Annotated in this window: 11 protein-coding genes and 1 tRNA gene; 2 read left to right on the top strand and 10 right to left on the bottom strand. The window is 41.6% G+C overall.

From position 1 onward, the window contains the following. Nucleotides 1-204: 204 nt before the first annotated feature. Nucleotides 205-873, top strand: a complete 669-nt coding sequence (locus AC3WTL_RS20590) for a B3/B4 domain-containing protein (protein ID WP_248346558.1) — start codon at nt 205-207, stop codon at nt 871-873. Nucleotides 874-996: 123 nt separating this feature from the next. Here AC3WTL_RS20590 and AC3WTL_RS20585 read toward each other — a convergent pair. The 10 genes from AC3WTL_RS20585 to AC3WTL_RS20540 form a co-directional block, all read right to left on the bottom strand. Then, nucleotides 997-1,070 (bottom strand) — tRNA-Gly (locus AC3WTL_RS20585). Nucleotides 1,071-1,376: 306 nt separating this feature from the next. Further along, entirely contained in the window at nt 1,377-2,345 is a 969-nt protein-coding gene (locus AC3WTL_RS20580; protein ID WP_222500974.1) for a sugar phosphate isomerase/epimerase family protein, read from the bottom strand. A 21-nt stretch (nt 2,346-2,366) separates the two neighbouring features. Then, nucleotides 2,367-3,392: a Gfo/Idh/MocA family protein gene (locus AC3WTL_RS20575; protein WP_163144220.1), complete on the bottom strand. Its 1,026-nt coding sequence runs from the start codon at nt 3,390-3,392 to the stop codon at nt 2,367-2,369. Between the two features lie 9 nt (nt 3,393-3,401). Beyond that, nucleotides 3,402-4,430 (bottom strand): Gfo/Idh/MocA family protein, encoded by a 1,029-nt coding sequence (locus tag AC3WTL_RS20570; protein WP_492369957.1) that lies wholly within the window; start codon nt 4,428-4,430, stop codon nt 3,402-3,404. A gap of 1 nt (nt 4,431) precedes the next feature. Then, on the bottom strand, nt 4,432-5,172 hold the full coding sequence (locus tag AC3WTL_RS20565) for a ThuA domain-containing protein (RefSeq protein WP_248346556.1): 741 nt from the start codon (nt 5,170-5,172) through the stop codon (nt 4,432-4,434). Between the two features lie 15 nt (nt 5,173-5,187). Then, a complete protein-coding gene (locus tag AC3WTL_RS20560) occupies nt 5,188-5,916 on the bottom strand; it encodes a response regulator transcription factor (RefSeq protein WP_248346555.1) in 729 nt (242 codons plus the stop codon). After that, nucleotides 5,894-7,708, bottom strand: coding sequence for a sensor histidine kinase (locus tag AC3WTL_RS20555; protein ID WP_492369956.1), 1,815 nt, complete (start codon nt 7,706-7,708; stop codon nt 5,894-5,896). Before AC3WTL_RS20555 ends, AC3WTL_RS20560 begins: the two co-directional genes overlap by 23 nt. A 532-nt stretch (nt 7,709-8,240) precedes the next feature. Then, on the bottom strand, nt 8,241-9,527 hold the full coding sequence (locus AC3WTL_RS20550) for an ABC transporter substrate-binding protein (protein ID WP_222500966.1): 1,287 nt from the start codon (nt 9,525-9,527) through the stop codon (nt 8,241-8,243). Nucleotides 9,528-9,594: 67 nt separating this feature from the next. Beyond that, nucleotides 9,595-10,422, bottom strand: a complete 828-nt coding sequence (locus tag AC3WTL_RS20545; RefSeq protein WP_048012034.1) for a carbohydrate ABC transporter permease — start codon at nt 10,420-10,422, stop codon at nt 9,595-9,597. Then, a complete protein-coding gene (locus AC3WTL_RS20540) occupies nt 10,422-11,363 on the bottom strand; it encodes a carbohydrate ABC transporter permease (protein ID WP_048012035.1) in 942 nt (313 codons plus the stop codon). The genes AC3WTL_RS20545 and AC3WTL_RS20540 overlap by 1 nt, the downstream gene beginning before the upstream one ends. Before the next feature lie 183 nt (nt 11,364-11,546). Here AC3WTL_RS20540 and AC3WTL_RS20535 point away from each other — a divergent pair, with 183 nt between their 5' ends. Next, entirely contained in the window at nt 11,547-12,458 is a 912-nt protein-coding gene (locus AC3WTL_RS20535) for a nuclease-related domain-containing protein (RefSeq protein WP_394582991.1), read from the top strand. Nucleotides 12,459-12,860 lie beyond the last annotated feature (402 nt).

The following is a 12,860-nucleotide window of genomic DNA, read 5'->3' as shown; positions in this document are numbered from 1 at the left end:
AAATAAAATGCGTCAAAGCGCTGGTTTGTGACCGCTTATTCAGCTAAAGTGAAAATAAAATGCTTCAAAACGCTGGTCCCTTTATTCAAGCAAAGTGAAAATGAACTGCATCAAAGCGGCTGATAGATACAGGAAAGTCTTTAATTTATTGAATCACCGCTTATTATGATAAACTATTTTAAAGTAATTTTGGAGGTGGAAAGCTTGGAAATTATGATAGCTCCAGAGCTGTGCAAATTATTGCCCCATTTTAAAGTCGGATTTATTACATATAAAAATATCGAAGTCGGACAATCTCCTCAAATGGTAAAGGGCAGACTCCAATTATTTCAGGAATCTATTTATTTTGACTTAGAGGACAAGAGTGTTACAGAATTTGAAGGGATCAAAGAATGGCGGCAGATCTTCAAAACGGCAGGCAAGGATCCAAACCGCTACCGCCATTCTGCAGAAGCACTTTACAGAAGAATTAAAAAACAAAATTATCTGCAGCCGGTCAACAGCTCCATCGATATTAACAATTTCTTTTCCCTGGAATACCAAATACCGATCGGCTTATATGATGCCGATAAGCTTTCAGGCCATCTGACTATCAGGTTAGGCAAAGAAGGCGAAGAATATAACGGCTTAAACGGAAGGCCCAATTCGCTTGCCAATTTAATAATCAGTGAAGATGCGGAAGGGCCATTTGGCAGTCCGTTTGTGGACTCTGAAAGGACAGCTGTCACCGAACAGACTAACAATGCCGTTCAAATTGTTTATTTGCGCCCCTCTCTGGAAACGGATAAGGCTGAAAAAATGACAGAATCATTAATGAACATGTACACTCAAGTGCATGGCGGAGAAGGAATCTTTAAGGTCATTGAATGTTAGTCACTTCTATAGAAATCGAGTGGAATCTGCGGATGCCGCCCGATTTTTTTATTTAATAGCCAAAGAACATGAAAAAACGCAATACCTCGTTCTTTTTGAACGAAACACTGCGTTGGCTATGTATGGAGCGGGTGAAGGGAATCGAACCCTCATCATCAGCTTGGAAGGCTGAGGTTTTACCACTAAACTACACCCGCGTTTATATATAATTATTAACTACTGACTTCTATCCCGTTCTTGCATGCCTCTTCCTCTGAAAAATTATTCAAGGCAGCCTATGCGCCGAGGCAACTCGCTGTTGATTCATGGATGTGTCGCTCGTGGCTGAGGTTTTACCACTAAACTACACCCGCGTTTGTGAATGTATATTCAATCATAAATGCAAATATGAATATACATTTTGTCGAATCAACTATTTTATAGTACTAAAATCAGCGTAAATGGTCAACCCTTTTTGAGAAATTTGTCGAAAAAACAGAGAGGGGCTATTTCCCCTCCCTGTTTTATACCCACCACATTTCCGAAGGCTGCTCTTCGATTAAGATGGATTTTAGGTTCCTTACTGCTCTTGTAAATCCTTCTTCAATCGACATAAGCGGATCTTCGTGCTCGATGCTGACAACATAGTCATAACCAAATGTGCGCAAAGCGCTCATCATATCAGACCATTCCTGCAGGCTGTGTCCGCATCCGACTGACCTGAATGTCCACGCCCTGGTCTGCACATTGCCATACGGCTGCATATCCGTTAACCCGTACATATTCACATTTTCCTGGTCAATATAGGTATCTTTTGCATGAAAATGATGAATGGCATTTTCTCTTCCCAGTATCTTGATTGCTGCCACAGGGTCGATGCCCTGCCACCATAAATGGCTTGGATCCAGATTGGCCCCAATGGCGTCACATGTTTCTTCCCTTAATTTTAAAAGCGTGTAAGGAGTGTGCACTAGAAATCCTCCATGCAGTTCGAGACCAATTTTCACATTATGGTCTTTGGCAAATTGTCCTGCTTTCTTCCAGTAAGGAATGAGCTTCTCCTCCCATTGCCATTTCAGCACTTCTCCATACTCATTCGGCCACGGTGCGACCGGCCAATTCGGATGCTTTGCTCCATCCCCGTCACCTGCAGTGCCGGAAAAACAGTTAACAACCGGAACATTCATTAAGCTGGCTAACTTAATCGTGTCGCATAATACACGGTCTGACTCCTTTGCAAATGCTTTATCAGGTGAGATCGGATTGCCATGACAGCTGAATGCGCTGATTTCTAGCCCCCTCGACAAAACCTTGTTAAGGTAATCATCCCGGAGTTCATTGCTTTCCAAAAGCTCCTGCAGGCTGCAGTGAGCGTTACCGGGATAGGCTCCCGTTCCGATTTCAACAGCCTTAAGTCCTGCAGCTTTCACATGATCGAGCATATCTTCAAAATTTTTCTCAGCAAATAATACGGTAAATACGCCGAGCTTCACAAAATCCCCTCCTGGCTTCTCTTAAATTTCTCGATTGCTGCTACTGTAAATCGCATCAATAATCCTGGTTGTCTGCAGTGCTTCTTCTGCTTTAACCATAAATTCTTCGCTGCCCAAACAGCTGTTAATAAAGTTCCGTGCCTGCTTTAAAGCATAGTCATCTTCTCCCGGGAGCCATTCAGAACGTGTATTCAGGAGCATTCCATGTTTGGATTGATTTAAACTGAAGGGAAATAAATCAATTCCTCCATACTGCCCTGAAAGACTGAGGCTTTCATCATCCTGTTCAATATTCGCAGACCAGGAAGTCTCAAAAAGAAGGGAAGCGCCATTCGCAAATTTTATGTAAGCTGTCACATGATCATCTACTTCAAAGGATTGATGGTCAAAACTGCCCCATAGATTCACCTGATCAGGCATTTTGCTTAATGTATTGTAAGCTGTACCGGATACCTCCGTTTCAGCCGGGTTTCCCAAAAGCCAAAGCGAGAGGTCAAGCAAATGGCAGCCATAATCAATCAAGCTTCCTCCGCCCTGGAGTTCCTTATTGGTAAAAACACCCCAGCCCGGCACCTTTCTTCTTCTCATCGCTCTTGCCCGGGCTGCAAACGGAGTGCCAATTTCATTTTCTGAAATGAGTTTTTTGGCAGCCTGTGCCTCTTTCATAAACCGGTAGTGATAAGCAATGGCCAATACCTTCCCGGACCTGTCTCTTGCCTCAATCATTTTCCTGCATTCTTCCGCCGTCATGGCCATCGGCTTCTCACACAAAACATGCAGCCCGGCCTCCAGCGCAGCAGCAGTAATTTCAGCATGAAACTTATTCGGTGTACAAATAACCACGGCATCTGTTTCATTGAATACTTCTTTATAATCTGTAAAAGCGCTGCTGATTCCAAACTTCTTTGCTGCCAGCTGTGCAGTATCCTCATTCACATCGCAGATAGCTGTTATGGAAGCACTTTCCGATAATTTCATTAAAACGGGAATATGCCGGGATTGGGCAATTCCGCCAGCACCGATAATTCCGATCCGAAGTTTTTTCATGGATGCACCTCAATTAATTCTTACAATCTGCTTTGTTTCGCTGGACTCCAGGGCAGCAAGAATCACTTGGAGCGACTTCATTCCCTCGGAACCGGAGATGGCAGGCTCCTGTTCATTTAAAATACTTTCAATGAAGTGGTCAATGACCCCTGAACTCTTTTGCCCGCCTTCTTCATTTGTCTGGATTCCGCCGAGCTCGTACTTCACTGTTTCACCGTTTGCATACTGAACAATGAGAGAGTTCACCGGATCATCCTCGAGTCTCAAAATAGCTTTCTCACCATAAATAATTGTAGAATTGTCTTCTTTAGATACGTAAGACCAGCTTGCAGCCAATGTACCGATCACACCGCTTTCCGTTTTCAAAACGCATACGGCTGTATCATCGACATCAGCACCGGCTTTGGCACTTGTTTCGACAAATGCTCCGACCTCAGCAAACTCTTCTCCCAGCAGGTAACGCAAGAGGTCGGTCTTATGGACACCAAGGTCACCCATCGCGCCAATAAAAGCCTGATCCTTTTTGAAGAACCAGCTTTCTTTGCCATCTGCACTCCATCCCTCCGGCCCGCCATGTCCAAAAGCAGTCCGGAAACTGTAGATTTTTCCCGCTTCCCCCCTTGCAATCAACTCCTTTGCTTTTTTATGAGATGGAACAAAGCGCTGATTATGAGCAATCATTAATTTCTTTCCATTTTTATGGGCCGCTTCTATCATATCCTGCGCCTCTTCCATAGAAGTGGCCATTGGCTTTTCACTTAAAACATGCTTGCCCGCGTTCAATGCTGCAACTGAAATTGGAGCATGCAGATAATTCGGGGTGCAGATACTCACTGCATCTATATCCGTGTCATCCAACAATTCCCTATAATCGGTGTATGCCTTCGCCTCGTAGAGATCAGCAAATCCTTTTGCACGCCCTTCATTAATATCACATACTGCTGCAATGACAGCCCCGCTGCTTGCATGATATTCAGGCATATGCCGATGCTTGGCTATACTTCCGCATCCAATGATCCCAATCTTGAGTTTTTTCATCTTAATTCTCCACTCCTTCATGTTTCACACTGATACTCTCAAGCGGCTCCGCATTTCCATAGACCGGTACCGGAAGATCAGCCGGCTTCGCCCATTTAACAGCATTTTTAATAACCTGCTGGACGTCCTTATGATAATAGGTTGGATACGTTTCATGTCCCGGACGGAAATAAAAGATTTTTCCTTTTCCCCGCTTGTAGGTGCAGCCGCTCCGGAAAACCTCACCGCCTTCAAACCAGCTCACCATTACAAGCTCATCCGGTGCAGGGATATCAAAATGTTCTCCATACATCTCTTCTTTTTCCAGTTCAATATATTCTCCAAGTCCTTCTGCAATCGGATGACTCGGGTCTACAATCCAAATTCGTTCCTTTTCATCCGCTTCTCTCCACTTTAAATCACAGGAAGTTCCCATCAGCACTTTAAAAATTTTAGAAAAATGGCCGGAATGAAGGACAATCAGCCCCATTCCATCGAGTACTCTTTGTTTTACTTTTTCGACGATTGCATCCTCAACTTCCCCATGCGCCAGGTGCCCCCACCAGACTAAAACACCTGTTTCCTGTAGAACAGCATCACTGAGTCCATGTTCAGACTCATCCAATGTCGCTGTTTTCACCTTAAAATCTTCTCCACTTAAAAAATCCGCAATGGCACCATGGATACCATCAGGATAGACTGCCCTTACCTTTTCATCCTTCTGCTCATGGCGATTCTCATTCCAGACAAGCACGTTAATCATGGATCTTCCTCCTTCTTAATTCATACTTCTATATTCATTTGGGGAAATTCCCTCAGTCTTTTTAAAGACTTTGCTAAAATACTTTTCATCCTGATAGCCAACCTGAAAAGCAATTTCATAGATTTTCAGTTTATGGTTCTGCAGAAGCTCCTTGGCCTTGTTCATTCGGACACTCGTTATAAAGTCTGTAATAGTAGCCTGATATTCCTGTTTAAACTTCCTGGAGATGTACTCCCTGCTTAAATAAAATCTATCTGCAATTTCCTGCAGATTAATATCTTTGTTATAGCTTTCCAGCAGAAACTGTTCTATTTGCTGGGTCACATTCATTTCCCTGTTTTGCTCCTGATGGCATTCTACTGGAGAATTTTGCTGCTTCCATTCATTAATGGCTTTTTCCAGGATTTCATTCAAAATGTCCGGATCGATAGGCTTCAAGATATAATCAAAGCTTTTATAACAGATGGCATTCCTCATATAGTCGAAATCATCATATCCGCTGACAACAATCGTCTTGCTGGATAGATCTGAAGAATGTATCCATTTTAAAAGGCTTATGCCATCTCTCTTTGGCATGCTCATATCTGTGAATATGATTTCCGGACGATGCTCTTTAATCAGCTTTATGGCCTCATTTCCATCTGCCGCCTCCATGATCGTGTCAATTCCAAAACGGCTCCAATCTCCAAGAAGCATTAAACCTTCCCGCACATGCTGTTCATCATCCACAATAATTGCTTTCATCTTTTCCACCTTCCATCCTTTTTGGAAGTTTAATAGAAACCAGCAGCCCGCCCTGCTCCAAGTTCTTAAGCTGCAGGTAAGCCCGTCTGCCATAATAAAGTTTTAACCGGACATAAACATTCTTCAGTCCGATATTCATTGACTCACCCTTTTGCCCTATCCTGTCATTCATCAATTGCATCCGGATTTCCTCCAGCCTGCTCTCAGAAACGCCTGTGCCATTATCCTCAATAAGAAGATCCAGGTAAAATTCATCCTGTCTGCAGGTTATTTTAACCTCTCCAGTTTTTTCGCGTGCATCAAAGCCGTGTTTAAAGTAATTCTCCACTAAAGGCTGTAATATCATTTTCGGGACAGGGAACCCCAATGCTTCATCATCAAGCTGAAAATTAAACTGAAGCTGATCACCAAATCGTTCCTTTTGGAGCACAAGGTAGGCCTTGGTATGGTCAATCTCTTTTTGAAGAGGAACCATCCCCTCCTCCATATTCATGCTGTACCTCATGATTTTTGAAAGGCGGGTAACAGAAGAATAAATTTGCGGGCCCTGATTTTTCAAGGCCGCAGTTCCAATTGACTGCAATGCATTGTATAAAAAATGCGGATTAACCTGTGACTGCAGAACCTTAAGCTGATTTGTCTTGTTTTCAAGCTGAAGCTTATACTCCCGATTAATCAGATCATTAATTTTATCGATCATTTGCCTGAATCGATCCCCGAGATAACCAATCTCATCATTACCGAAAGATTTAAAACGGACATCAAGATTTCCCTTTTCAACCTGATCGATATTTTTGAGGAGAATTCTGATGGGAGAGGTAATTCTGACAGAAATAAATAACGTGGCGAGAATAACCAGGCACAGCCCGATTACGCCAAACATGATATTGATTTTCGCCACACTGAATGCACTTTCATATAAAGTGGTATATGGGACTCGCTTAACAAGATACCAGCCGCCTGAATTTTTCGATAATTGATCGTATATCATTACACCGCTGAATGTATCTTCCTCCCATTCAGCCGTGCCATTTTCTTTATTTGCCCCTATCACCCAATCAATCCACTCAGGTGTTTTATCCCCGTTATCAGCTTCATCCGTTGAACGGTAGATCATGTCACCTTCAGGAGATATAATATAAAATTCTTCATTTTCCCCCGAATAAAGATTGCGGCTGATATTGGTTATTTGATCCGGTGAAAACTCCAATGATATATAGGCCAATAGATCATCCGCTGGAATATTGATTAAAGACCGGTGAAGCGTAATTACATTCTCAGGCTTCTTTTCATCAGGATCCTTTATCTTATGGACCGGCTCAAGAAACATATTGTTTGGACTTTCTTCCGCTTTTTCGTAATATTCCTGATTGGCATTTGTCAGCCTCTTTGAAAAAACAACAGTAGAGCGGCGGCTCGCTGTTATGAGCCGATCTTCCTTTGCAACTGCTATATTAACCCGTTTGATATTTTCCTCAGCATACAATATGGTCGATATTACATTTCTTACAGCTTCGACAGCCTGGTAATTATTTTCCTTCCTCGGATCTTTTAAAAAGTTTATAAAACCTGGATTATTGTAGAGAGATAGTGTCAGCCCATCCAGTTCATTTATGTACCCCTCCAGGTTCACTTTTCCTTGATATAATAGGTTGCTATTTTCTTTAATGGCCTGGTCCTTCAAGGATTCGGCTGTATGGTAGTAAGTGATGATAATGGACGCCCCAAATGGAACGATTGTGGCAACCATTAATAGGACAATCAGTTTATTCCTAATGCTCCTTTTGAACATTTACATCCCCCGCTGCTATCTCTTTTACAATAGTATAAAGCAACTTCCCTTTTTGGGGATGCCTTTTTTCTATGGGATTTTCCGGATTATAAAGTGAAACTTCAATCAGTGGGGGTTTTCCTTATCCCCCACTGATTGTTAGTCGCGTTCTAGTGTCGCTAAGATCTCCGCTAGCGCTTCGATCAATCGACACTACGAACCCGATTGGTTCAACTAAGCCTCTGCCTGCGCGTCGGCAAGTTTCACTGTATCTCACCAATCGGGCCTTTACATTATAAAGCGAGGCGACTTGCCTTGGGGTGACAAGCATAAGACGAGCAGATGGTGGGGAGTGCTTTTCTTCCCATCAGCTGATTGGCTTATGACCTCGAGCCCCTAGGAGCCGCAGCTAGATTGGGCAGTTTGACCCCCACTTATCCTCCTTTGATTCCTCTGAGTCTTGAAGTGGGGGTCTTACTGCACGTTAGACTGCGATAAAAATAGAAAACAGAAAGCATATCTTTTGCAGACATGCTTCCCGTTTCACCAAAATTTATTTCAAGTTATCCCAGGATGCCTGGAAGCGTTCAACAACCGTATCATAATCAATCTTTCCGGCAGCATATTCCTGGATTGTTGCTGCAAACTCTTTATTTGCACCATCCGGCCATCTGAACCATGTCCAAGGAATCGTTTTCTCTTCCTTAGAATACTCAAGAATATGCTTTCCAAGTGGCCCTAAACCTGTTGGCTCAATATTGTCAAAGGCTGGAATGAAAGCAAACTCTTCTGTGATATAACGTTTGCCTGTTTCAGATGAAACCATCCAGTTAAGGAATAACTTGGCTTCTTCAAGATGCTCAGAGTTTTTGTTAAGAACCCAGTTGTTCGGCACGCCTACCGGTAAACGGTCTGCCTTAGCTTCATCATCAGTCAGAGGAATCGGGAGGAATCCCATATTAATGTCAGGGTCAATTTCAAGAATCATGTTCTCTGTCCAGTTCCCCTGCTGAAGCATAGCTGTTTTGCCGGAAGCAAATAGTGTGACTTGCGTATTGTAATCAGTTGTTAACGGATTGTCATTTCCGAAGTTAATTTCAGTATCAAGAACTTCTTTGAATTCTTTAAATTTATCATTGCCGGTTAACTTTTCAGATCCGCTGTATAAGCCTTCAATAAATGCAACAGGATCCTCCTGCTGTGCAAATGGAATGTTTAACAAATGCTGCCCAATGACCCACCACTCACCGTAACCGGCAGAGAAAGGGGTAATTCCTTTATCTTTGAGCTTTTTAGCAGCATCCTTCAATTCAGAAATCGTATTAGGCGGTTCAGTAATTCCCGCTTCTTTAAATAAATCCTTGTTATAAATAAACCCGTATCCTTCCAGGTTTACCGGCATTCCATAAAGCTTGCCATCTGTATCGGTCGTTGGCACCTTTCCAATTGGAAGTACATGCTCTGCCCACGGCTCATTTGAAAGGTCAGCAAGGTGCTCTTTCCAAAGCTCCAGTTCCTTAAATCCGCCATTATTAAAAATGTCAGGCTGTTCTCCGGAAGCAAACTTCGCTTTTAATGCGGCACCATAATCAGCTCCGCCTCCGACAGACTCAAGCTTAATTTTAATATTTGGATGCTCTTTTTCGAATTCGCTAATCATTTCCTGAAGCTGATCGGCAATCTCCACTTTAAATTGGAACATGTTCAGTGTTACCACTTCATCACCATTTTTTGAATCATCCTTTGGCTTTTCATCCCCTGAAGAGCTGGAAGAAGAACAGCCCGCCATAATGCCGGCCATCAGAATCAATGACAGCAGTAATAGAGCAAAGCGTTTCATTTTGTTTCCCCCCTGAATAATTTTATATAAACTTTCACAGCCTCTTTGGATGTAAAAGTCTCTACCACTACTTAATGGATCCTTGTGCAATGCCTTTTATAATATGCTTCTGCAGGAACAGGAAGAAAATGATGACCGGTGTAATGCCCATCACAAGGGCAGCCAGTCCCATATCCCACTGCTTTGTATATTGTGCGAAGAATGAGCTTGTGGCCAAAGGAATCGTCCTAAGCTCTGCATCCTGAAGCACCAGAAGCGGCAGCAGATAGTCATTCCAGATCCACAATGTATTTAGAATGACAACCGTTACAGTTATTGGCTTCAGAAGCGGAAAAACAATTCTCCAAAAGACGCCAAACTGGCTGCACCCATCAATTCGGGCCGACTCTTCGATCTCGATTGGAACTGTTTTAATAAAACCGTGATAAAGGAAAAGTGATAATGGTACACCAAAGCCAAAGTACATAATGATGAGACCAGGTATGCTGTTTGTCAGATTCAGCGTGCCACCGAGTTTCATCAGAGGAATCATAACGGTCTGGAATGGAATAACCATCGCAGATACAAATAAAACAAACAGGATTTTGCTGAATTTCCCCGGAGTCCTAACCATCTTCCAGGCAGCCATAGAACTGATGACAACCAGTCCAATATTGCTGATTACCGTTATTATAAGCGAATTCCAGAAGGCCCGAGGGAAATTAATGATATCCCATACCTTCAGATAATTGGAGAATAAAAATTCCTGCGGCCATGCTGCAGCATCAATCAGGATATCTGCAAAACCCTTTACAGAATTAATGAACACGAAGTAAAAAGGAATAAGGAATATGATCCCTAATAGAATTCCGATGATCTCCAGCAGCAGCGTAACCTTCGTATATCTGGGATTCATTATGCCTCAACCTCCCTTTTCTTCGTCATCATCACCTGAACCGTTGTAAAAATAGCTACCACAAGGAAGAATAAAATCGATTTTGCGGTACCAAGACCATACCGGTTATTCTGGAATGCCTCTTGATAAATGTTAATCGCAACCGATTGTGTCGAGTTAAATGGCCCGCCGCCTGTCAGTGAAATATTCAGGTCAAAAATCTTAAATGCCATTGATATCGTTAAGAAGAAACAAATCGTAAATGCCGGTAAAATAAGCGGAATGATTATTTTTGTCAGCAGTGTCCAGCTTGATGCTCCATCGATTCTTGCTGCCTCAAGCAGTGTCTGATCAACCCCCTGCAGTGCTGCAATATAAATAACCATCATATATCCGCTGATCTGCCAGGCAAACACAATTACAATGCCCCAGAATGCTGTTGTCTCATCTCCAAGCCATGGAAGCTTAAAAACTGAAAGATCCGTTAGATTACCGATAGCAGCAAACCCTTTTACAAAAATAAACTGCCAGATGAACCCAAGCAATAATCCCCCAATAACATTCGGGATGAAAAACACAGTCCTCAATAAATTCCTGGACTTCAAGGCTGCGTTCAATAATAATGCAAGCCCAAACCCTAGTAAATTACTAATAATAACCGAAGCTAACATAAATTTAGTAGTAAATATAAAGGAATCAAAAAACTTGGGATCACTCTTAAAAATCTTTATATAGTTTTCAAGCCCAACCCACTCAACTACAGAACTAACTCCATTCCAGGACGTAAACGAATAATAAATCCCCATTAGGAAAGGAATGATTTGTATCACCAGGAAAAAAATTAATGCCGGTCCTACAAAAGCAAGGTATGTTAAGATCTTTTTCAAATTTGCTTTTTTCCTGGAAACTGTTTTAATCTCTGACTTAATTACCGGTTCCCCGATCTCAACCTTTGTCTCCAACTCTCTTCACCGCCCCCTCTTCTCTTGCAAACGCTTTCCTACATTATATTTGAAACCGTTTACCTATATAGGTGACTGAATTGACTAAATGGTGCAATATTTTGACTTTTTCAAAGGGTATAACTTGTGTTAATGGAAAACATTGCATAGAATGAAGCTATCTTGAATATAGGGATGTGAATTATGATAGTAAAACTTCGGTATGAACCAGAGGAATTAAAGCTGCTTCGCTGTTTACAGGGAAGAATGCGGCTTTCCCCTAAAGATTACAGCTACTTTCTTAATTTAGAAAAAGGTTTTTCAGGAGAGCAGCAATTTGATCAACTGCTGGAACAATCGTCTGAGGAATGGATTATTCTTAATGATTTATTGTTCGATTACAGTAACACCCTTTTCCAAATAGATTCACTATTAATCACTGGGGACTGTATTTATATTTTTGAAGTCAAGAATTATGAAGGAGACTTCTATATCGATCAAGACAGATGGTACACAGCACCATCAAAAAACGAAGTGAAAAACCCCCTTCTGCAGCTGCAGCGAAGTGAATCACTCCTGAGAAGACTTCTGCATGAATTGAGAGTAAAAACCCCACTTAAGGCTCTTCTTATTTTTATTAACCCCGAATTTCATTTGTATCAGGCCGCAATGAATCTTCCTGCTATATTTCCAGCGCAGCTTAATCGCTTTTTAGACACATTGAAAATGAAATCCCAGCCGGCAACTAAAAATCATTTTGTGTTGGCGGAAAAGCTAATGTCGCTTCATATGAAAGATATTCCTTATGGCAGGCATTTTAAGTATACTTTTGAAGAATTAGAAAAGGGGGTTAAATGTACTTCTTGTGGCTTATTTATGTCTTTATTAAATAAAAACAATTTAAAATGCGGCTGCGGATCAATTGAGAAAACCGAATTTGCTATATTGAGAAGTGTTGAAGAATATAAAATACTATTCCCTGAAAAAAAAATAACAACCAAGTCTATTCATATGTTTTGTAATATTCTAAACTCAAAAAGATCTACTCAAAAAATCTTATCTAAGCAATATCAGATCAATGGATTTGGTAAGACATCCTATTATGAACCTTTTTGAAATGTATTTTGGTCAAAGTATTCAAATTCCCTTGAGTATAGAGAGTAGTCTACCTTGTATTTATTCTATGCTTTGAAGCTGCCCTTCTTTTTGTTTTTAGTGGAGACCTGGTTTCTATGCTTTGATGCGGCTTTTTTTGGATTTTAATGAAGATGTGGTTACTAACCTATCCTTTGACGTACCTTCTTTTGGTTTTTAGTGAAGATGTGGTTACTATCCTATACTTTGATGCAGCTTCTTTGGAATTTTAGTGAAGAAGTGGTCTCTATCCTTTACTTTGATGCAGCTTCTTTGGGTTTTTAGTGAAGATGTGGTCTCTATCTTTTACTTTGATGCAGCTTCTTTGGGTTTTTAGTGAAGATGTGGTCTCTATCCTATACTTTGATGCAGCTTCTTTGGGTT

The sequence above is a fragment of the Cytobacillus sp. EB106-05-05-XG126 genome, assembly GCF_058791715.1.
The sequence above is the reverse complement of the archived record's forward strand: the minus strand, read 5'-3'. Positions and strand labels throughout refer to the sequence as shown.